Origin of the sequence: Hydrogenophaga sedimenti, assembly GCF_051857515.1 — a bacterium.
Lineage (GTDB): Bacteria > Pseudomonadota > Gammaproteobacteria > Burkholderiales > Burkholderiaceae_C > Hydrogenophaga.
The window spans coordinates 94,670-114,502 of sequence record NZ_JBPZHA010000013.1 but is presented as its reverse complement, the minus strand read 5'-3'; the positions used below and the strand labels follow the sequence as shown (position 1 = coordinate 114,502).

Annotated in this window: 18 protein-coding genes, 1 pseudogene and 1 riboswitch; of the genes and pseudogenes, 14 read left to right on the top strand and 5 right to left on the bottom strand. The window is 65.4% G+C overall.

Going from position 1 to position 19,833, the window contains the following annotated elements; genetic code table 11:
* Window positions 1-74 precede the first annotated feature (74 nt).
* The 4 genes and pseudogenes from tilS to cysS form a co-directional block, all read right to left on the bottom strand.
* A pseudogene (gene tilS, locus ACS5NL_RS19530) lies at window positions 75-1,040 on the bottom strand (tRNA lysidine(34) synthetase TilS); the annotation flags it as partial.
* Between the two features lie 8 nt (window positions 1,041-1,048).
* Complete coding sequence (locus ACS5NL_RS19525; protein WP_439355645.1) at window positions 1,049-2,032, bottom strand: acetyl-CoA carboxylase carboxyltransferase subunit alpha; 984 nt, start codon at window positions 2,030-2,032, stop codon at window positions 1,049-1,051.
* Window positions 2,033-2,092: 60 nt separating this feature from the next.
* The gene (locus tag ACS5NL_RS19520) at window positions 2,093-2,743 is read right to left on the bottom strand and encodes a DNA-3-methyladenine glycosylase family protein (RefSeq protein WP_439355644.1); all 651 of its coding nucleotides are present in this window, start codon (window positions 2,741-2,743) and stop codon (window positions 2,093-2,095) included.
* Window positions 2,743-4,128 carry a cysteine--tRNA ligase gene (cysS, locus tag ACS5NL_RS19515; protein ID WP_439355643.1) on the bottom strand — a complete coding sequence of 462 codons (1,386 nt, stop codon included), beginning with the start codon at window positions 4,126-4,128 and terminating at the stop codon, window positions 2,743-2,745. Before cysS ends, ACS5NL_RS19520 begins: the two co-directional genes overlap by 1 nt.
* Before the next feature lie 183 nt (window positions 4,129-4,311).
* Here cysS and ACS5NL_RS19510 point away from each other — a divergent pair, with 183 nt between their 5' ends.
* From ACS5NL_RS19510 to ACS5NL_RS19485, 6 genes are all read left to right on the top strand, one after another.
* Entirely contained in the window at window positions 4,312-5,391 is a 1,080-nt protein-coding gene (locus tag ACS5NL_RS19510) for a YybH family protein (RefSeq protein ID WP_439355642.1), read from the top strand.
* Between the two features lie 89 nt (window positions 5,392-5,480).
* Window positions 5,481-6,908, top strand: a complete 1,428-nt coding sequence (locus tag ACS5NL_RS19505) for a L,D-transpeptidase family protein (RefSeq protein ID WP_439355641.1) — start codon at window positions 5,481-5,483, stop codon at window positions 6,906-6,908.
* Complete coding sequence (locus ACS5NL_RS19500; RefSeq protein ID WP_439355640.1) at window positions 6,908-7,642, top strand: peptidylprolyl isomerase; 735 nt, start codon at window positions 6,908-6,910, stop codon at window positions 7,640-7,642. The genes ACS5NL_RS19505 and ACS5NL_RS19500 overlap by 1 nt, the downstream gene beginning before the upstream one ends.
* Window positions 7,643-7,644: 2 nt before the next feature.
* Window positions 7,645-8,151 carry a peptidylprolyl isomerase gene (locus tag ACS5NL_RS19495; protein WP_439355639.1) on the top strand — a complete coding sequence of 169 codons (507 nt, stop codon included), beginning with the start codon at window positions 7,645-7,647 and terminating at the stop codon, window positions 8,149-8,151.
* Between the two features lie 35 nt (window positions 8,152-8,186).
* Window positions 8,187-8,984, top strand: coding sequence for a UDP-2,3-diacylglucosamine diphosphatase (locus ACS5NL_RS19490; RefSeq protein ID WP_439355638.1), 798 nt, complete (start codon window positions 8,187-8,189; stop codon window positions 8,982-8,984).
* Entirely contained in the window at window positions 8,981-9,841 is an 861-nt protein-coding gene (locus ACS5NL_RS19485) for a M90 family metallopeptidase (RefSeq protein WP_439355637.1), read from the top strand. Before ACS5NL_RS19490 ends, ACS5NL_RS19485 begins: the two co-directional genes overlap by 4 nt.
* A gap of 3 nt (window positions 9,842-9,844) precedes the next feature.
* Here ACS5NL_RS19485 and ACS5NL_RS19480 read toward each other — a convergent pair whose 3' ends face one another.
* Window positions 9,845-12,568, bottom strand: coding sequence for a DUF349 domain-containing protein (locus ACS5NL_RS19480; protein ID WP_439355636.1), 2,724 nt, complete (start codon window positions 12,566-12,568; stop codon window positions 9,845-9,847).
* A gap of 721 nt (window positions 12,569-13,289) precedes the next feature.
* On the opposite strand from ACS5NL_RS19480, the gene ACS5NL_RS19475 reads away from it, so the two are divergent.
* The 8 genes from ACS5NL_RS19475 to ACS5NL_RS19440 all read left to right on the top strand — a co-directional run bounded on the left by ACS5NL_RS19475 (window position 13,290) and on the right by ACS5NL_RS19440 (window position 19,811).
* Window positions 13,290-14,207, top strand: a complete 918-nt coding sequence (locus ACS5NL_RS19475; RefSeq protein WP_439355635.1) for a transglycosylase SLT domain-containing protein — start codon at window positions 13,290-13,292, stop codon at window positions 14,205-14,207.
* Between the two features lie 49 nt (window positions 14,208-14,256).
* Window positions 14,257-14,400, top strand: a riboswitch (ZMP/ZTP riboswitch).
* A gap of 60 nt (window positions 14,401-14,460) precedes the next feature.
* Window positions 14,461-15,705, top strand: a complete 1,245-nt coding sequence (gene glyA, locus ACS5NL_RS19470; RefSeq protein ID WP_439355634.1) for a serine hydroxymethyltransferase — start codon at window positions 14,461-14,463, stop codon at window positions 15,703-15,705.
* Between the two features lie 19 nt (window positions 15,706-15,724).
* Entirely contained in the window at window positions 15,725-16,174 is a 450-nt protein-coding gene (gene nrdR, locus ACS5NL_RS19465; protein WP_439355633.1) for a transcriptional regulator NrdR, read from the top strand.
* 134 nt (window positions 16,175-16,308) lie between these two features.
* Complete coding sequence (locus ACS5NL_RS19460) at window positions 16,309-16,839, top strand: GspH/FimT family pseudopilin (protein WP_439355632.1); 531 nt, start codon at window positions 16,309-16,311, stop codon at window positions 16,837-16,839.
* 139 nt (window positions 16,840-16,978) lie between these two features.
* Window positions 16,979-17,554 (top strand): GspH/FimT family pseudopilin, encoded by a 576-nt coding sequence (locus ACS5NL_RS19455; protein ID WP_439355631.1) that lies wholly within the window; start codon window positions 16,979-16,981, stop codon window positions 17,552-17,554.
* Window positions 17,555-17,567: 13 nt separating this feature from the next.
* Window positions 17,568-18,200 (top strand): type IV pilus modification protein PilV, encoded by a 633-nt coding sequence (gene pilV / locus ACS5NL_RS19450; protein WP_439355630.1) that lies wholly within the window; start codon window positions 17,568-17,570, stop codon window positions 18,198-18,200.
* Window positions 18,201-18,202: 2 nt separating this feature from the next.
* Window positions 18,203-19,192, top strand: a complete 990-nt coding sequence (locus tag ACS5NL_RS19445; protein WP_439355629.1) for a PilW family protein — start codon at window positions 18,203-18,205, stop codon at window positions 19,190-19,192.
* Window positions 19,185-19,811: a pilus assembly PilX family protein gene (locus ACS5NL_RS19440; RefSeq protein WP_439355628.1), complete on the top strand. Its 627-nt coding sequence runs from the start codon at window positions 19,185-19,187 to the stop codon at window positions 19,809-19,811. Before ACS5NL_RS19445 ends, ACS5NL_RS19440 begins: the two co-directional genes overlap by 8 nt.
* Window positions 19,812-19,833 lie beyond the last annotated feature (22 nt).

The following is a 19,833-nucleotide window of genomic DNA, read 5'->3' as shown; positions in this document are numbered from 1 at the left end:
GGTCGAAAAGAAGGCAGGCGTCTGGAAGATCCTTGCCACATGCCGCGACCACCGGGCCGGGCAAAACCTGTTGATTATATCGGCCGCTCGTAGCGCAGCCGTTCGCCGTCGCGGACCACCAACCCGGCCGCCACGCGCATCCGCAAGCTGTGCCCACGGGTGCGACAGGCATCGACCTGGTCCAGCAGTTCGTCGAGTTGCACCTCGCTGGGCGCATTGCCGGCCCAGCGCCTGAGCCACAGACGCAATGCATTGGCCTGCCGCGCCCGGGACAGCGTCTGCAGTGCAGCAATCGCGGGCGGCTCCCCCGTCTGCGCCAGATCCGCCAGAGCCAGTTCATCCAGCAGCGTCTGTGCCTGAGCCGCGTGGCGGGCACTGCGGGCCAGCGCCTCGCGGTAGCCTGGAAAACAGGCCTGCCAGGCAGGCGTCAGCACTGCACGGATGCGGTTGCGGGTGTAACGCTGGTCGGCGTTGGTCGGGTCATCGACAAACGCATGCCCTTCCCGGACCAGCCAGTCGCGCAAAGCTTGCGATGCCAAGGCCAGCAAGGGTCGCCCAAACAGCATGCCATCGCGCTCGAACCGCTCGCCCATCCCGGCCAAGCCGGGCAGCCCGGCCCCCCGGCTGAGCGCCAGCAGCACAGTTTCCGCCTGGTCGTCCGCGTGCTGCCCCAGCAGCACGGCGGCAGCGCCCTGCTCGCTGGCGGTCGCGGCAAGGGACTGGTAACGGGCCCGTCGCGCGGCGTCCTCGGGACTCTGGCCCGGCGCGTGGCGGGCATCGACCCGCGCCACCGAGATCGGCACGCCCAGGCGGTCACACAAACCGCGAGCGAGGTTCTCGAACCCGTCGGCCGCGCCCTGCAGACCATGGTGGATGTGGAGGGCCACTACCCTGCCCGGCCAGTGCCCGTGCGCCGCCAGCAGCAAGGCGGTCGAATCGGCGCCGCCACTGTAAGCCACCGCCACCCGCGCGGGGTCAGGCAGATACCGCCCGCTCCAGTTGGCCAGCGCCGGCCCGCACGGATTGGGCGACGCGGCCACGGCGAAGATCAGCGCTTGGCGCTGTCGGCCTTGGTGTCGGTGAAGCGGCCGTAGCTGTCCAGGCGCGCGTGGCGGCGCTCCAGCAGTTCCTTGACCTTGAGATCGGCGACCTGGCGCCAGGCGTCGTTCAGGGCACGCTTGAGGAAGGCGGCCATTTGCCCGTGGTCGCGGTGCGCGCCGCCGACCGGTTCGTTGACGATCTTGTCCACCAGCCCCAAGGCCTTGAGGCGGTGGGCCGTGATGCCCAGGGCTTCCGCGGCATCGCTGGCGCGGTCGCTGGTCTTCCACAGGATCGAGGCGCAACCTTCGGGGCTGATCACCGAGTACACCGAGTACTGCAGCATCAGCACCTGGTCGGCCACCGAAATCGCCAGCGCACCACCCGAGCCACCTTCACCAATGATGGTGGAAATGATCGGCACTTCCAGCTGCGCCATCTCGAAGATGTTGCGGCCGATGGCTTCGGACTGGCCGCGCTCCTCGGCGTCGATGCCCGGATAGGCGCCGGGCGTGTCGACAAAGGTAAACACCGGCAGCTTGAACTTCTCGGCCAGCTTCATCAGGCGCAGCGCCTTGCGGTAGCCCTCGGGCTTGGTCATGCCGAAATTGCGCAGGCCACGCTCCTTCGTGTCACGCCCCTTCTGGTGGCCGAGCACCATGCAGGGCTGGCCATTGAAGCGTGCGAGACCTCCCACGATGGACAGGTCGTCCGAGAAGTGGCGGTCGCCGTGCAACTCCTGGAAATGCGTGAAGATTTCGTTCACGTAGTCCAGCGTGTAGGGGCGGTCCTGATGGCGCGCGATCTTGGTGATCTGCCACGGCGTCAGGGTGCTGTAGATGTCTTTGGTGAGTTGCAGGCTCTTGCCCGACAGCTGTTCGATCTCGGCGGAAATGTCGACCGCGGATTCGGTCTGGACATAGCGGAGTTCTTCGATCTTGCTTTCGAGTTCGGCAATGGGTTGCTCGAAGTCGAGGAAGTTTCTTTTGGCCAAGGTAGGACTCCTTTGGTCTTTGTGTGAACGACGTCCGGAAACGGAAAAGCCCCGAGGGGCTCAATAACTGACCGGCAGCGGGTCCAGCGAGCGCCAAATATACCAAGTGGCGACGCTACTGAACGGTGCCCACGATGCAGCCACCTCGCGGATCTCGCTGCGACTGACCGGCTCACCGGAGAAATAAGCCCGGCTGATGCCGTTCTGCAGGCCGATGTCGTCCAGCGGCAGCACATTCGGGCGCATGAGGTGGAAGATCAGGAACATCTCGGCGGTCCAGCGGCCGATGCCGCGGATCGCCACCAGCTCGGCAATGATGGCCTCGTCGTCCATCTCTGCCCAGGCCTTTACGTGCACCTGATCGTTGGCAAAGTGCAGCGCCAGGTCCACCAGGTACTCGACCTTGCGGGCCGACAGGCCGGCCGCGCGCATGTCGTCGACCTTGAGCTTGAGCACGTAGGCCGGCGTCATCTTGCGCGGCAGTTTCTCGAATTTTTCCCAGACCGACTGCGCGGCCTTGACCGAGATCTGCTGGCCCACGATGCTGCGCGCCAGTGTGACGAACGCATCGCCGCGCGACTGCAGGCTCACCCCCGGGTGCTGCGGAATCAGCTTCTTCATCACGCGGTCGCGCTTCATCAGGTGGCGGCAGGCTTCCTGCCAGTACAGCGGAGCGTCCGGCCCGGGTTCGGGCAGCATGGAAGTGACCATCAGCTGCGCTCCCAGGTCGTGCCGGCCGGGCCGTCCTTGAGCACGATGCCCTGGGCCAAGAGCGACTGACGGATGCGGTCTGCTTCTGCAAAGTTTTTCGCGGCCTTGGCAGCCGCACGGTCAGCGATCTGCTGCGCGATGGCAGCTTCGTCGAGCCCTTCGCCTGCACCGCCAGCCTGCAGATAGGCCTGGGGATCCTGCTGCAGCAGCCCCAGCACACCGCCCAGGGCCTGCAGCAGACCCGCAGCAGATGCGTCGCGGGTGCGGTTGACTTCACCGGCCAGATCAAACAGCACAGCGACCGCCTCGGGCGTGCCGAAGTCCTCGTCCATGGCGGCCTTGAAGCGCGCCGCAAACGGCAAAGACCAGTCGATGGCCGCGGGCACTTCGGCCGTCACAGTCGCCAGCGCGGTGTACAGGCGCTTGAGGGCAGCGCGGGCGTCGTCGAGATGCACGCCGCTGTAGTTGAGCGCGCTGCGGTAGTGCGCGCGCAGCACGAAGAAGCGCACCGTCTCGGCGTCGTACTTTTCCAGCACCTCGCGGATCGTGAAGAAGTTGCCCAGGCTCTTGGACATTTTCTCGTTGTCCACGCGCACGAAGCCGTTGTGCATCCAGAAGCGCGCCAGCGGCTGGCCAGTCGCTCCTTCGCTCTGAGCAATCTCGTTTTCGTGGTGGGGAAACTGAAGGTCGGCGCCACCGCCATGGATGTCGAAACTCTCGCCCAGCATCTCGCAACTCATGGCCGAGCATTCGATGTGCCAGCCCGGACGGCCGCTGCCGTAGGCGCTGTCCCATTGGGCCTCGGCAGGTTCGCCGGCCTTGGCCGACTTCCACAACACGAAGTCCAGCGGGTCCTGTTTGCCATCGTCCACTGCCACGCGCTCGCCTGCGCGGAGATCGTCCAGCGATTTGCCAGAGAGCTTGCCGTAGCCAGGGAACTTGCGCACCGCGTAGTTCACATCGCCATTGGGGCTGCGGTAGGCCAGGCCCTTGTTTTCCAGGCGGCGCACGATGTCCAGCATCTGCGGCACGTATTCGGTGGCCCGCGGCTCGTGCGTCGGGCGCTCGATGCCCAGCGCGTCGGCATCCTGGTGCAGCGCGTCGATCATCCGGTCGGTCAACTGCTTGATGGTCTCGCCGTTCTTGACGGCGCGGGCGATGATCTTGTCTTCAATGTCTGTGACATTGCGGACATAGGTCACGCGAAAGCCGCTGGCCCTGAGCCAGCGCTGCACCACATCGAAAGCCAGCATGGAGCGGGCGTGACCGAGGTGACAGAGGTCGTAGACCGTCATGCCGCAGACGTACATGCGCACGTGTCCGGGATCGATGGGCGCAAACGGCTCGACGCCGCGGGAGAGGGAGTTGAAGATTCGCAAGGGCATGGGGGAAACCGGGCCGAACCGGCTGCTCGGACGCACCTGAACACGGGTATCGACGTGACACCCTCAGATACAATGCGGCAGTATAGCCAGCCCGGTTTGGTTCGCCTTCCTGACTGAGCGCTATAGTCTTACATGTTGGCCCGTTTCGGCCTTCGGTTTGCCGCTTTCGCCATCTGAGGTCCCATGAACCACCCCAAGACTTTTTCTTCTTCCCAGTCCGTCACGCCTTCCGGCAAAGCCCGTCGCTCGCTCGCAGCTCCGCTGCGCATGGTGGCACTCTCGATTGCCGTGTCCGCCGCGATGGGTGCGACCATGGCATGGGCCCAGAGCGACGACTACGCAGAAGTCAATCGTCTGCTGCGCGCCGGCCAGCTTGCCGATGCAATGGGCAAGGCCGACCAGTACCTGGCAGGCAAGCCGCGCGACCCGCAGATGCGCTTCCTCAAGGGTGTCATCCAGACCGAAAGTGGCAAGCCGACCGATGCCATCGCGACATTCTCCAAGCTGACCGAAGATTTCCCCGAACTGCCCGAGCCCTACAACAACCTGGCCGTGCTCTACGCCGGACAGAGCCAGTTCGACAAGGCCCGCGCTGCCCTCGAAATGGCCATCCGCACCAACCCGAGCTATGCCACGGCCCACGAAAACCTGGGCGACGTCTACGCCAAGCTGGCCAGCCAGGCCTACAGCAAGGCATTGCAGCTCGACGCCGGCAACGCCGCCGTGGCGCCCAAGCTGAGCCTGATCCGCAACCTGTTCGCCGCCGACGCCAAGGGCGTCAAGCCGACGTCCGCCGCACCCGCTGCCGCAGCCCCCGTGGCCGCGGTCAAGCCCCCGGTGACGACAGCCGCGCCTGCCACAGCGACGGCTGCACCAACCCCTGCGCCCGCGCCGGCAGCACCCGCGCCTGCCACGGCCAACAACGGCCAAGGCGACGTGGAAGCCGCCGTGCACGCCTGGGCCAAGGCCTGGTCCAACAAGAACATGTCGGGTTACCTGGGCGCCTACGCCTCCAACTTCACGCCGCCCGGCGGCCAGACCCGCAAGGACTGGGAGGCCGACCGCAAGGCCCGCATCGTGCCCCGCAACAAGATCGACGTCGGTGTCAGCGATCTGGCCGTGACGGTCAACGGTGACCGTGCTTCGGTGCGGTTTCGTCAAGCCTATGCGTCTGACTCCATCAGCGTGAGCAGCCGCAAGACGCTCGATCTGGTCAAGAGCGGCAACCGCTGGCTGATCGTTCGCGAATCCACGGGATCCTGATGTCGGGTCGGCGGTACTTTCAACGGGGTCACGCCAGCGTTTCTTCCGCCTCCCTGAATTCGGGTTTCAGCAGCGGAGTTCCGCGGTGGATGCTGGTCGGTGCGATTGCCCTGGCCGCCGCCGCAGGAGCCGCCTATGCCGTCAAGTCGGTGTTTTTCCGCAGCGGCAGTGCGTTCACGACGGCCACGCCGGCACCCTCCACCCAGACCGCCCTGCCCAGTGCACCGGCCCCGGTGTCGGCGGGCCAGTCGCTGATCGACTCGGCCTTGTCCACTGTCCAGGCCGCCACCCATCCGCTGACGGCGTCCTCGTCGCGCGGCAATGGTCTGCAGCAGCAGGCCCTGACCGACGAAGCCGTTGCCCAGGTGGTGCCCAAACTGGGGCAGGCAGAAGCGCGGCTGCTGTCGATCTACCGACTCATCAGCCAGGGGCAGCACCGCGAAGCCCTGGTCAAGGCCGATGAACTGGTCCGTGACTACCCGAATTTCCACCTCGCCCACCTGGTGCATGGTGATCTGCTGAGCCTGCAGGTGCGCCCGGTCCGCCAGCTGGGCGATGTGCCCGACACCAAGGCCATGGCCGCCGCACCGCAGTTGGCGATCCTGCGTGAAGAATCGCGCCGCCGCATGCTGGCGCTGACCGAGCGTCCACCCGAAGGCGCCGTGCCTTCGCAATTCCTCGCGCTGGCCTCGCAAAGCCGGCATGCGATCGCTGTCGACGCCTCGAAGTCCCGGCTTTACCTGTTCGAGAACCAGACACCCGCGGCGCCGGGCTCCAACCTCGCACCGGCCCCGAAGCTCAAGCTGCTGGGCGACTTCTACATCTCGGTCGGCCTGCAGGGCATCGAAAAATCGGCCGAAGGCGACAAACGCACCCCGCTGGGCGTCTACTACATCACCAGCAACCTGAACCCGTCCACGCTGCCAGACCTCTATGGTGTCGGCGCCCTGCCGATCAGCTATCCGAACCCGCTGGATGTCCAGCGCGGCAAGACCGGCGGCGGCATCTGGCTGCACGGCACACCCAAAGAGCAGTTCGTGCGGGCGCCACAGGCCTCGGACGGCTGTGTTGTGCTGTCCAACCCCGATCTTGAAAAGCTGCTGGCCACGGTCCAGATCCGCACCACGCCGGTCGTGATTGCGCCGGAACTGCAGTGGGTGCAGCCCGATGCGCTGGATGAAGACCGCCGCTCGTTCGAGGCCTCGCTGGAGGCCTGGCGCAAGGCCAAGAGCGGCGGGCAGATCGACCGGCTGAAGGATTTCTACGCCCAGCGCGCCGACAGCGGCAAGGATTCCGGCCAGACCTGGAGCCGTGTCGAGAGCGAACTGCGCTCGCAACGCATGCCCAGGGACCTGTCGATCAAGGACGTGTCCCTGCTGCGCTGGAAAGACAGCCAGGACACCATGGTGGTGACCTTTGGCGAGCTGGCACAGAACCAGGCCCGCGGCGTCACCCGCCGCCAATACTGGACGCGCGAACGCGACCAGTGGAAGATATTTTTCGAAGGAACACCCTGATGCAAGGAGTGAACGGTTTTTCTGGCCTGCTGCGGCGCCCGCTGCTGAAGGCCTTGCTGGTCTCGGTCCTGTCCTCGGCCGCGTTGTCTGCCGTGGCGCAGACAGCAGCCAAATCACCTGCACCGGTTGCAGCCACAGCGCCCAAGGTCCGACTGACGACCTCCATGGGCGACATCGTGCTGGAGCTGTACCCCGACAAGGCCCCGAGGACGGTCGAGAACTTCCTGCAGTACGTGCAGGACAAGCACTACGACGGCACGATCTTCCACCGCGTGATCGACAACTTCATGCTGCAGGGCGGTGGTTTTGATGCCAAGTACCAGGAAAAGCCCACGCGCCCACCGGTCGTGCACGAAGGTCAGGCCGCGATCCAGAAAGGCGGTCCGAAAAATGTGATCGGCACCGTCGCGATGGCCCGCACCAACGACCCGCAATCTGCGACAGCGCAGTTCTTCATCAACGTCAAGGACAATGCCTTCCTCGACCCGACACCGCTCCCCCCGGGCGACCCGGTGCCCCGCTTCGAGTACCAGGGCCGGATCTACGAGAACATCGCCCGAGCCAAGTTGCTGGCCGCAGGCCAGCTCTACGGTTACACCGTGTTCGGCAAGGTGATCGCCGGCATGGACGTCGTCAACAAGATCAAGGCCGTGCCCACCGGCGCCGGTGGCCCCTTCCCCACGGACGTGCCCAAGACGCCCGTCACCATCCTCAAAGCCACTCTGGAGAAATGAACATGGCCAACCCTCAGGTCGAACTGCACATCGCCGGCCACGGCGTCATCACGCTGGAACTCGACGCCGACAAGGCGCCGCTGACCACCGCGAACTTCCTGTCGTACGTGAACAAGGGTCACTACAACAACACGATCTTCCACCGCGTGATCCCCGGCTTCATGGTCCAGGGCGGCGGCTTCGAGCCCGGCATGACCCAGAAGTCCACCGACGCGCCGATCCAGAACGAAGCCAACAACGGCCTGCGCAACGAGGTCTACACGGTCGCCATGGCCCGCACCAACGACCCGCATTCGGCCAGCGCGCAGTTCTTCATCAACGTCGCCAACAACAGCTTCCTCAACCACACGGCGCCCAGCGCCCAGGGCTGGGGCTATGCCGTGTTCGGCAAGGTGGTGTCGGGCTCCGACGTGGTCAAGAAGATCGAAGCCCTGCCGACCGGCCGCAAGGGCTTCCACGACGACGTGCCCAAAGAGGATGTCGTGATCGAAAAGGCCGTCGCCCTTTGATCGGCGGGGCCCAGGCCCCTGCGCCAGACCCGACGATGGCGACCGACGACCGCTTTGCCACATGGCGCGCTCCCGCGCACTGGCAGGCGGTCGATTTCATTTCGGACCTCCATCTCCAGGCGGCGCACGCCAGCACGGTGCAGGCCTGGCTCGACTACCTGCAGAAGCCGGCCATCGGACGCCCCGATGCGCTGGTGATTCTGGGAGATCTGTTCGAGGTGTGGATCGGCGATGACGCACTGAATGAACCGGACGGCTTCGCCAGCCAATGCGCCCGGGCGCTGCGTGCGTTCAGCCGCACCACCCCCACCTTCTTCCTCTGTGGCAACCGCGACTTCCTGTTGGGAGAGGCCGCGCTGACAGCCTGCGGCATGCGAGGCCTGGCCGATCCCACGGCACTCGACTTCCATGGCCAGCGCTGGCTGCTCAGTCACGGCGATGCACTGTGCCTGGACGACACCGACTACCAGCGCTTCCGTGCCCAGGTGCGCTCTTCCGCGTGGCAACAAGCGTTTCTGTCGCAGCCACTGGCCAAGCGCGAAGCCGTCGCGAAGGACCTGCGCGAACGCAGCGAGGCGCGCAAGCAAAGCATGGCCCACGACCCCGAACTCTGGGCCGATGTCGACGCAGAGGCCGCCCGGGAATGGCTGCAGCGGGCGGATGCCCGCACGCTGATCCACGGGCACACGCACCGCCCCGCAGAACACGATCTTGGCGATGGCCTGCGCCGCGTGGTGCTCAGCGACTGGGACGCCGACGCGCAGCCGCCGCGACTGGAAGTGCTGCGCCTGACCGCCGGTGGCCTGCAGCGCCTGCCACTGGCGCCTGCATGAGCACCCTGCTCCCGGCCGCACTGCAGCGCTGGCTGCCACGCACCTGGCGCCGCCTGCCGGAGCCGCCCACGGCACTATGGCGGGACATCGTGCAGCGCCACCCTTTCCTGCGCACGCTGACCGAGACCGAACGCCAGCGCCTGAAGCTGCTGAGCACCCATTTCCTGCAAGAAAAAGAATTCCACGGCGCGCACGGCCTGGCAGTCACCGACGCCATGGCGCTGACCGTGGCGGCGCAGGCCTGCCTGCCACTGCTGCACATGCTGCCCCCCTCGGGGAAGCGCTCCGCGCACCCGCTCTCGGTGCTGGACTGGTACGGTGACTTCGTCGGCATCGTGATCCAGCCGGGTGCCGCCGTGGCGCGACGCAACCACACCGACGCGACCGGCATCGTGCACCAGTACGACGAGGTTCTGGCTGGGGAAGCCATGGACCGGGGGCCCATCATGCTCAGCTGGGAAGACGTGCTCGCCGCACCGCACACCATCGACCGCGGCGGCAACCTCGTCATCCACGAGTTCGCGCACAAGATCGACATGCACGGCATGGGCGCCGGCAATTCGCCCGACGGCGCCCCGCCCCTGCCCGGTGCGCTGTGGGGCACCGGAAGCGAAGCAAAGGCCCGAGAGCACTGGCGCGCCGTGATGGCCGACGCCTATGCACGGTTTCGCGAGTCGCTGTCGCTGGCCGAGCGCTTTGGTGGTGACACGCCCTGGCTCGACGCGTACGCGGCCACGCACCCGGCCGAGTTCTTTGCCGTGAGTTGCGAGGCCTACTTCGTCAATCGTGAGCGCCTGGCCCTGGAGTTCCCGGCGCTGGTCACGCTCTACGACGGATTCTTCCGGTCCAGGCCCTGAGCGTCAGCGGCGCAGCAGCACCTTCAACACGTTCTGCACCCGACGCGCAGCACCGGCGTCGTAAGCCCCCGAGAGCACCTTGGCCAGATCATGGCCCCAGGTGTCGGACGGCGGTGCATCGTGGCGGCGGGTCAGCAGCTGCAGCTGCAGCTGACGGCGAGCATCCAGCTGCTCCGCGGGCGTGGGCACTTCGGCCGCCATTTCCAGCCGCAGCAAGGCCTCGGCGGGCACCGGCGAGGCGGCTCCACCCAGGGCACTGGTCCAGGCCGAACGGGCCGCCGCGGTCACCCGGCCACCCAGCGCCTGTGCCGCCGGCACCGCGGAAGGATCGCGTTTTTCCCAGGCATTGACCAGTTGAGTCAGCACTTCACCGTGCGCCTGCGCCGCCAGCTTGCGCATGGTGGCCTCGGCGTGTTCGATCGCCTGGCGCTGCGCGCGGAAGGCCGCGTCGCCCAGACGGGGTGTCGCATGGCCCGGCGCAGAGCGGGGAGGACGGCTTTCCGCCCAGGCGCCGCGTGGGCCGCGGGCGTCCCGGCCATCGCGCGCGTCGCGCCCACCCGGACCACGGCGGTCATCGCGTCCTGCGGGTTCGGTCTTCTTCATGCCCGGGCGGTCGTCGCCACGCATGGCGACCAGCTTGCGCGCAGGGGCCGCGGGGACAGGCGCGGGGGCCGGCGCCTCAGGCGCAGCGGTGGTGTCGTCGGCATCCGATGCCGCAGCAGCATCACCGGCATCGGGTGCCGAAGCGGCTTCACCGGCGGGTTCTGACTTCGGCGACTCGGCCCTGGTTTCGGCGCTGGCAAGCACCGCCGGCGCCTCTGCTTCGCCCCGCAGGGCGCGTTCCAGCGCCTGCTGGGCGCTGCGGATCTGTTGCGCATCACCGGCCGCACAGGCAGCGTCCAGGGCGCGCGCCGCATCCAGCACCCGCTGGTCGTGTTCATTGAGCGCGGTCGCGGCCTTTTCACGCTCGCTGCTCTTGCGCTGGAAGGCCTCATCGATGGGCTTGCGGAACGCTTCCCAGAGCTTCTGCTCCAGCTTGCGCTCCAGCGGCACGGTGTGCGCTTCAGCCTGCCAGCGCCCCTGCAATTCCTTCACCGCATCGATGCGCAGCGCAGGACTGGCGCCCATCGCCGTCGCTTCTTCGATCATCTGACGACGGCGTGCGACGCTTTGCGACTGCGCGACTTCCAGGCCCGCGTGCGCCAGGTGCATGGCTTCTTTCCACTGCGGCTGCAACTCGGCGAATGCCTTTTCGCTCAGATGGCCGGCCTCGCGCCAGCGCTCGGAAAACGCATGCAGATCGCGGATCTGGACTTTCCAGTCGGACTGCCCGGTGTGCGCGACGGTCCATGCCTTGAGCTCTTCAATCAGCGCCAGGCGCTGCGCCTTGTGGGCTTCCGCCTGTTGGCGAACCTGGGTGAGCCAGACCTCGACCTGCTTGTGGGCCAGGGTGCAAGCCTCGTCGAAGCGTTTCCACAGCGCGTGATTCGCCTGACCGCCCTGATCGGTGGTTTTCCACTGCTCGCGCAAGGCGCGCAGGGTTTCCTGCAGCTTGCGGCCGCCCATGCGCTGGCCTTCGGGCGGCGCCAGCAGCGCTTCGGCCTTCTTCACCAGTTCTTCGCGCAACTGGTCGGCACGCCAGCGCTGCCAGTCTTCCAGCTCACCCGCCTGGGCCAGCACCGCGTGGGCCTTGGCCTCCAGATCCGGTCCCAGCAGACGTCCTTGTGACTTGAGCACCGCACGCACATCGGCCGCGGCCTTGGGTGTGGCCTTGCCGTGGCCCTGACCGACTTCCTTTTCCAGCACGGCCAGCACACGTTCCAGCTCGGCCACCGCCTTCTCCCGGCGTTCCTTGTGGGCCTGGGCATCCTGTGAAGCCACCACCTCGACGGTCTCACCCCGGGCCTGACGCAACTCATCGGCCCAGACCGGCACCGCCGGCAACGCGGCCTGCGGGTCGGCATCGGCCGCCACCGCCGTGGCCAGTGCGGCCTCGAAGGCGTCCCAGACCAGCTGCAGTTGCTGACGGGAAGCGTCCAGCATCGGCGGGAACTTGGGTTCCACGCTGGCCCACTGCGGATCCGCGGTGAGCTCGGTGGCCTGCTTCTGCCATTCGGCAACATCGTCCCGCAGCGCCTGGGCACTGGACTGCGCCTCGCGCCAGGACTTGGTGGACAAGACTTCAATGCGCTGCGCCATCAGGACCGCGGATTCGCGCTTGACCTGAACGCGGTCCTGCAGATCTTCGATCGCCTTGACACGCTCGGACAGCGCGACCTTGAGACCGGCCAGCGGTTCGCGCGACAAGGGCGCGCCGGCCCGGGCCGCATCGCGTTGCCAGGCCAGGGCATCGGCCAGGTTCATCCGCGACTGCCCGATGAGCGTCTCGGCCTTCTGGGCCCATTCGACGCCGATGTGTTCCTGGGCCTTCTGCCGGCGCAGCTCATCGAGCTTCTCTTTCAGCGGCTTGGCTGCGCCGCGGTCACGCTGCGACAGCTCCTTGAAGACCTCGTTCATCACCTCCCAGGTCGGCTCGGTCAGCAGCCAGGCGCGCACGCGGGCTGCCCGATCGCCAGACGTCGGTGCAGAGAATGCGCCGCCGGTGACGGCATCGAGGGGATGGGGGGTCTGGCTCGCGCCAACCGCCTTGGCACCGGCACTGGCCGAAGCCATCGGGTCGGTCGCGGGAGAAGACGGGGGCGTTTTGCGCAAAGAGAACAGCGACATAGGGCTAACAATGAATGGACGGGAACCACTCCCACCCAAGGGATCCGGGCGGGGTCGTTCAAACCCCTATTGTCGCCGCGGAACCGCCCCTCGACAGCGAACCCTGCTCCAGAAACGAGAAACCCCGGTCAGCCGAAGCTGCCGGGGTTGACGGCGGGGCAAAAACGCACTTGCCGTCTGGTCGGAAGCAAGGAGGGAATTGTCCCTGCGTCCTGGAAGCAAGAGATTGCTTCCGTGGGGTGCCGGACGGTGGCTGTACCACTTGTCTGGCGGGATTACCGACATACCGTCGGTGCACAAAGATTACTCCCGCACCCAGTCGTTGGCAAGCCCTGTTACCGCCCGGAAACCTTTGTTTTCTCGTTGGCCGACGAGGGTGCCAGCCGGACTTGCAACGAGCTGCAAAAGCCACCCGAACCGACAGGCGGCGCCTTCGGGCAAGGACCCGGCGGAGAGCCCCGTCACGCTTGCCGGGGGCGCTAGGAAAGTCAGCGGACTCAACAGCCCACGAAATACTAATAACCAAACTTTATATTAAACACAGTTTAAAACATTGACTTGACATTAGCCTGCCCATACCATTCGCCCGTTTCCCGCACAGGGATAACCCGAACACCGCCGGCCCCCACCCTCCTTCGGCCTGCGGTCCCGCCATTGATGGCGCCCCCCACCGCATGCAGCCACTCCTCCGGGATGGCTCAGCCTTGCAAGGAGCGACAGAATGACCCCGTACCTGACCGAGCACGACAAGAGCAGCGACGCAGCTGCCGCAACCCCCTGGCGCCTGGCCCTGGCCGACGCATTCCACGGCTTCATGGCCTTCACCCACAACGGCATGGCGCTGCTTGGCGTCGGCCTGGCCGCTCTGGCCCTGACCCTGGCAGCCCGCAGCGATCTGCGCACCCAGGCCGAACAGCAACTGCTGGGCTGGCTGCTGGAGCGCCATGATGTGACGCTGAGTGCGCAGGACGCGGAAGCGCCTCAGGACGCCGCCGACCGCACACTGGCGTCCAGTCCCGTCGCCCTGCCCAGGCAACAGGCCGCAGTGACCCAATGGCTCAGCCGCCGCTACCGGGTGGCGCAGGAGCCTCTGGCCTCCCTGGTGGCCGAAGCCTTCTCCATGGGCGAGAAGGCGCGCCTGGACCCGACCCTGATCCTGGCGGTGATGGCGATCGAGTCGCGCTTCAATCCTTACGCCCAGAGTCCGGTCGGCGCGCAAGGCCTGATGCAGGTGCTCACCCGCGCCCATTCGGACAAATACGCCGACTTCGGCGGCCAGGCCGCTGCCTTTGACCCGCTGAGCAACCTGCGCGTCGGCGTCAAGGTGCTGCAGGACTGCATCAAGCAGGCCGGCTCGGTCGAAGGCGGGCTGCGTCTGTATGTCGGAGCCGTGTCTTCCGACGGCAGCGACTACATCAACAAGGTGATGAGCGAGCATATGCGCATCCAGAGCGTCGCACTGGGCAAGCCGATGCCCACCTCCTTCCCGATTTTCTCGGCCATGCCTGTGGCCGCTCCGGCCGCCCCCGGTACCGAGACATCCACGCGGACCGGTCTGCTGGAACCCGCCGCCGAGGCCGCCCCTGGCGCCGCCCCGGCGCCAGCGGAGCCGCACTCCGGCGATCTCACCAGTTCCTGACCGGGATACCCCGATCCTCGGCGCGCCGACCTCACGGCTCGGCTAAACTAGCGCGGTGCACAACTGGCGATAGGCGCACGGCGGTTCTCCCGCCCTCCGCGCTGACGTGGCCCCCCGATCTGCCGGTCGGGACAACCACTGGGAAGTGCACCGCCCGTTTTCGGGCGTTCAGCCGTTCGCCTGGGCAGTCCCTGCAGCTTCATCCACACCGACCGAAGTGCGCGGGGTCCACGTCACCCGAGACTGCCAAACCATGTACGACCGCAACATCCTCATCGAGCAAACCGATCCCGAGCTGTTCGCCGCCATCCAGGCCGAGAACGCCCGCCAGGAACACCACATCGAGCTGATCGCCAGCGAGAACTACGCCTCGCCGGCCGTGATGGCCGCCCAGGGCACCCAGCTGACCAACAAGTACGCCGAGGGCTACCCGGGCAAGCGCTATTACGGCGGCTGCGAGTTCGTGGACGTGGCCGAGCAATTGGCCATCGACCGTGTCAAGCAACTCTTCGGCGCCGACGCCGCCAACGTGCAGGCCCACTGCGGCGCCTCCGCCAATGAAGCCGTGTTCCTGGCCTTCCTCAAGCCCGGCGACACCATCATGGGCATGAGCCTGGCCGAAGGCGGTCACCTGACCCACGGCATGGCCCTGAACATGTCCGGCAAGTGGTTCAACGTCGTCTCCTACGGCCTCAATGCCAAGGAAGAGATCGACTACGACGCCATGGAAGCCAAGGCCCGCGAGCACAAGCCCAAGCTGATCGTGGCCGGCGCGTCTGCCTACAGCCTGCGCATCGATTTCGAGCGCTTCGCCAAGATCGCCAAGGAAATCGGCGCCATTTTCATGGTCGACATGGCCCACTATGCCGGCCTGATCGCGGCCGGCGTGTACCCCAACCCGGTGCCGTTCGCCGACGTGGTGACTTCCACCACCCACAAGAGCCTGCGCGGCCCGCGTGGCGGCATCATCCTGATGAAGGCCGAGCACGAGAAGGCCATCAACAGCGCCATCTTCCCAGGCCTTCAAGGCGGCCCGCTGATGCATGTGATCGCTGCCAAGGCCGTGGCCTTCAAGGAAGCGCTGACCCCCGAGTTCAAGGCTTACCAGCAGCAGGTCGTGAAGAATGCTCAGATCGTGGCGGAGACGCTGACCCAGCGCGGTCTGCGCATCGTGTCGGGCCGCACCGAGAGCCACGTCATGCTGGTCGACCTGCGTGCCAAGGGCATCACCGGCAAGGAAGCCGAGGCCGTGCTGGGCAGCGCCCACATGACCATCAACAAGAACGCGATCCCCAACGACCCGGAAAAGCCCATGGTCACCAGCGGCGTGCGCATCGGCACCCCGGCCATGACCACCCGCGGCTTCAAGGACGAAGAAGCCCGCCTGACCGCCAACCTGATCGCCGACGTGCTGGACAACCCGCGCGACCCGGCGAACATCGAAGCGGTGCGCACCAAGGTCAACGCCCTGACCGCGCGCTTCCCGGTCTACAAGTGATCCCAGGCGGCGCAGCGCGATGAAGTGCCCTTTTTGCGGTCATCTGGAAACCCAGGTCGTCGAAACGCGCGTATCCGAAGACGCGGACTTCATCCGCAGGCGCCGCCAGTGTGGTCATTGCGAAAAGCGCTTCACCACCTACGAACGCCCGGAAGTCAGCTTCCCGGCGGTAGTCAAGAAGGATGGACGGCGCGTGGACTACGTGCCGGCCAAACTCCGCGCCTCGTTCGCGCTGGCCTTGCGCAAGCGCCCGGTCAGCACCGAGCAGGTTGATGCCGCCATCGAGCGCATCGAAGAAAAGCTGCTCAACCTGGGCGCCCGTGAAGTACCTGCCACCCGGCTCGGTGAAATGGTGATGCGCGAACTCAAGAAACTCGACAAGGTGGCGTATATCCGCTTTGCCAGCGTGTACCGTAGTTTCGAGGACATTGACGAGTTCCGGGCGCTGGTGGACGAAGTCCGCAAGTAGCCTCACTGCAACGAAATACCGCATTGATCCTCCATGCAGGGGACAATTCGCATACCAATAGCCTCCTCGGCGATTCTATTTGGACATCACCACCCGAATAATCCACCCAGGCAAACAGCCAGGGGATCAAAGGGATGGAAAACACAGTCAAGGCAATCAACGGGGCCCATCGCGGATACACACTGACAGAACTGGTGGTGGTTACCGCGCTGCTGGCAGTTCTCCTGCAGATCGCCATCCCCAAATTCGTGGAGTTGCTGTCTACATGGCAACGCGATCTGGTCACCCGCGCACTGACCAACCATCTCGCCCTGGCAAGGTCCGAAGCCATTCACTGGTCCCGGCGCGTCGTGATGTGCAGCAGTCCGGACGCACGAAATTGTGCGCCGCCATCCTCAAGAGAATGGGCCTCGGGCTGGCTGGTCTTTCAGGATCTCGATGACGACGGGCAATTTGGCCCAGAAGACAAACTCGTTGCGGTATCGCAAGGCACCACTGGAATCCGGAGCATCCGTGGCAGCGGAAATGTCCAACGATTCATATTCAATCCCACGGGAATGATGTCCTCCGGGATGGCTACCCTGGAGATCATGCCGCGGGTGGGGCCTACACAGAAAATCATTGTCAATCGCATCGGTCGGGTGAGACTGAGCCTGGATGAATAGAGGATGTCCGGCGCCAAGGTGAAGCCCAAGCGTGAAAAATGAATGCTTTTTACCGCTGAGGCATCCGAAAGCAACCGCGTGTCGGTGCGACTCAAGCCCAACAAACCGTGGCCGGTACATTGCAGTACGGAGCTGCAAATTGAAGTACCTGTCTTTCCCCCTTCCGCCACGCACCCAAGCCCAACACGGTTTCACACTTGTGGAACTGGTGGTGACGCTTGCCATTTTCGCGGTCCTGATCTCCCTGGCGATGCCCGACTTCAGCGAAACCGTTCGCCAGTGGCGCAGGGACAGCGCGACACGTGCATTGACATCAAGCCTGCAGCTGGCACGGTCGGAAGCGATCAAGTCCACACGAAAAGTGATGCTGTGCCCGAGCACCACGGGCACCTCATGCGCCACAGGCACCGAGTGGCGCAACGGCTGGATTGTGTTTGTTGACGACGGCGCGACCGATCAGGCGTTCAACACAGGCGAGCGCATCCTGCAGGCAACCTCCGCCCAGAGTGGGATTGCTTCGCTGACCAGCTCCGCCAACGTGGAGTTTTTGCAGTTTCTGCCCAGTGGGCTGATGGCGGCAGGGTCGACATCCGGTGCCAAGACCGGCGCCACCACATTCACTGTCACCCCCTCCGGCGTGACCTCTGCCACCCTAGTCAACAAGGTGGCCGTGTCTCCCGTGGGCCGTCCGACTGTCACCACCGTACATCCCTGAGCGACTCCTTGCCATGTTCCCGACTTGCCCTATTCCGCGCGTCACTCGCATGAGGTCCATCCAGCGACAGCAAGGTGCCAGCATGATCGAAGTGCTTGTCGCCGTTCTGCTGGTGTCCATTGGCCTGCTGGGCATTGCCGGGCTCTCCGGGGCCACGTTCAGCTACAACAAGACCTCGCAGGTCCGTCTGACCGGAATGGCCTTGGTCAACGACTTTGCAGATCGCGCCAGACTCAACGTTGCAGGTTACGACCGAGGCGGTTACAGCATCGCCTTGGGCGACAACTACCAGAGTTCGCCTGTCACGGTCGCCGCATCCAACTTGGGGCTTGACCCATCCGTGGCAGTAAACGGCAACAAGATTGCGGATGATCTGGCGGCCGCCGATGTGGATCAGTTTCTGCGCAGCGTGCGCAGCCGGCTTCCGCTCGGGGACGCCGTCGTCGTCAGCCGTCCGTCGGGTGCCACCAGGGACATGGATGTCTGGTTGCTCTGGCAACAGCCGCAGGTCGGAAGCGGTTCAGCGGATGACCTCAAGACCAGCGACTATCAGTTGTTCATGGCTGGCCAGGGGAATTGCCCCAACAGCCTGAGTGCGGCAGACAAACTTGTCTATAGCTGCATGTACTTCAAGGTGGGGCTGTGACCATGTCAAACCAACGCTTCGCCGGACGAACCCGCCTGCAGTTCCAGAGGGGTCTGAGCCTTGTCGAGCTGATGGTCGCGCTGACCATCGGCCTGTTCCTGATGGGTGCCGTCGGGATCATCTATGTCAACACGGCCACCACCTCCCGGGGCAGCACCCTGGAATCACAGATGAACGAGGATGCCACCTTGGCGCTGGAGTTGCTGCAACAGCAGGTTCGTCTCGCCGGTTTTTCCAATGTCAACAACTCCGGGGCACGGCTGTTCGCCGGGCGGGCGGTTCTGGGGTGTGATGGTGGATTTACCAACAACGCCGGGAGCACTGCCTTCGAGGCGCTGGCCTGCAACACGACCACCACCGGCTCGGATGCCATTGCGGTTCGCTACGAAGCGACCCTGCTCAACAGCCAGTCGGTGACCAGTTCCGGCGTTCAGCTTCCGGCCAACTGCGTCAATGAAGGGATCGCCACTTGGAATGCGCTGGCCGAAGGAGCATCCAGTGCCACACCGCTGGCCCTGGCCGACAACCGCTACTACGTGGCCAACGACGCGGATGGCACACCATCGCTGTTCTGTCAGGGTCGGACAGGTGCAGGTTTCGGGACGGCCACCGCCCTGATTCCTAACATCGAAAACATGCAGGTGCAGTACGCGGTGACGGCTCTGCCGACCGCCGGCAACCCGATCCCCCATCATGTGGCGGGTTACGTGAGTGCATCCAATACGGCCCTGGGCGCGACCGCCGGGAACTGGCCACGCGTGGCCGCGCTGCGTGTCTGCCTGCTGGCCCGCAGCGCCACAGCCGTACCAACCGGCGACAACAGCGTGAATGACGTGGGCCGGTACCTTGACTGCGATGGCGTCGAGCAGACGGCCACCGATCGCCGGCTGCGCCGTGCCTACATCACCACCATCCAGTTGCGCAACATGCGCCCGGCACTGCCAGCTGACTACGTGTCTGGCCAAGACCCCTGGGCTTATCTTTATGAATAACGAATCCACTGGTCCCGGAGCAGCCCCCTCGTGCCGCCACACACCGGCCGTCGAGCGCGGCATCGTGCTGCCCATGGCCCTGATCATGCTGGTGATCATCTCCTTCGCCGGCCTGATCGCCGCCAGGAACTCGGCCTCTTTCGAGCAGTTCTCGAACAACATGAGGACCAACCAGGTAGCACGCACCTCGGCCGAAGATGCCCTGCGACGTTGTGAGCGTTTCGCCAAGGACGCCACCGACAACGGAGGCACCACCTATCCGAGCGAGACCGGAAAGATCCTGGCGACGCAGGTGTCGGCCGATACCGAAGCCGCCATCCGGGCTGGCGCCTGGAACACCAGGGCCAACTGGGGCTCATCGGGAGCCAACATCCTGATCACTGTCACACCGGCTTTTGACACCAATGTCCAGGGACAGGCCAAGCTCAAGCCGGCCAACTACCCGACTTGCATCATCCAGGCCATGGTCAATGGGCGGTACCTGATCACCGCGCGCGGGCTCTCCAACGATGCAGTGGTCAGTAGCGGCGGCCTGCTGACCGCTGGTACCGAGGTCTGGCTTCAATCCATTCTCACGCCGTCCACCCCCGTGCTGTCCGCCAGCAGAGGTGTCGAATGACCGCAATGACATCGGATACACA

Bases quoted from the DNA above. Each gene is read 5' to 3' on its own strand.
- ACS5NL_RS19520 (WP_439355644.1), bottom strand. From the start codon at position 2,743: ATGGTCACTTCCATGCTGCCCGAACCCGGGCCGGACGCTCCGCTGTAC.
- cysS (WP_439355643.1), bottom strand. From the start codon at position 4,128: ATGCCCTTGCGAATCTTCAACTCCCTCTCCCGCGGCGTCGAGCCGTTT.
- ACS5NL_RS19510 (WP_439355642.1), top strand. From the start codon at position 4,312: ATGAACCACCCCAAGACTTTTTCTTCTTCCCAGTCCGTCACGCCTTCC.
- ACS5NL_RS19505 (WP_439355641.1), top strand. From the start codon at position 5,481: ATGCTGGTCGGTGCGATTGCCCTGGCCGCCGCCGCAGGAGCCGCCTAT.
- ACS5NL_RS19500 (WP_439355640.1), top strand. From the start codon at position 6,908: ATGCAAGGAGTGAACGGTTTTTCTGGCCTGCTGCGGCGCCCGCTGCTG.
- ACS5NL_RS19495 (WP_439355639.1), top strand. From the start codon at position 7,645: ATGGCCAACCCTCAGGTCGAACTGCACATCGCCGGCCACGGCGTCATC.
- ACS5NL_RS19490 (WP_439355638.1), top strand. From the start codon at position 8,187: ATGGCGACCGACGACCGCTTTGCCACATGGCGCGCTCCCGCGCACTGG.
- ACS5NL_RS19485 (WP_439355637.1), top strand. From the start codon at position 8,981: ATGAGCACCCTGCTCCCGGCCGCACTGCAGCGCTGGCTGCCACGCACC.
- ACS5NL_RS19480 (WP_439355636.1), bottom strand. From the start codon at position 12,568: ATGTCGCTGTTCTCTTTGCGCAAAACGCCCCCGTCTTCTCCCGCGACC.
- ACS5NL_RS19475 (WP_439355635.1), top strand. From the start codon at position 13,290: ATGACCCCGTACCTGACCGAGCACGACAAGAGCAGCGACGCAGCTGCC.
- glyA (WP_439355634.1), top strand. From the start codon at position 14,461: ATGTACGACCGCAACATCCTCATCGAGCAAACCGATCCCGAGCTGTTC.
- nrdR (WP_439355633.1), top strand. From the start codon at position 15,725: ATGAAGTGCCCTTTTTGCGGTCATCTGGAAACCCAGGTCGTCGAAACG.
- ACS5NL_RS19460 (WP_439355632.1), top strand. From the start codon at position 16,309: ATGGAAAACACAGTCAAGGCAATCAACGGGGCCCATCGCGGATACACA.
- pilV (WP_439355630.1), top strand. From the start codon at position 17,568: ATGTTCCCGACTTGCCCTATTCCGCGCGTCACTCGCATGAGGTCCATC.
- ACS5NL_RS19445 (WP_439355629.1), top strand. From the start codon at position 18,203: ATGTCAAACCAACGCTTCGCCGGACGAACCCGCCTGCAGTTCCAGAGG.
- ACS5NL_RS19440 (WP_439355628.1), top strand. From the start codon at position 19,185: ATGAATAACGAATCCACTGGTCCCGGAGCAGCCCCCTCGTGCCGCCAC.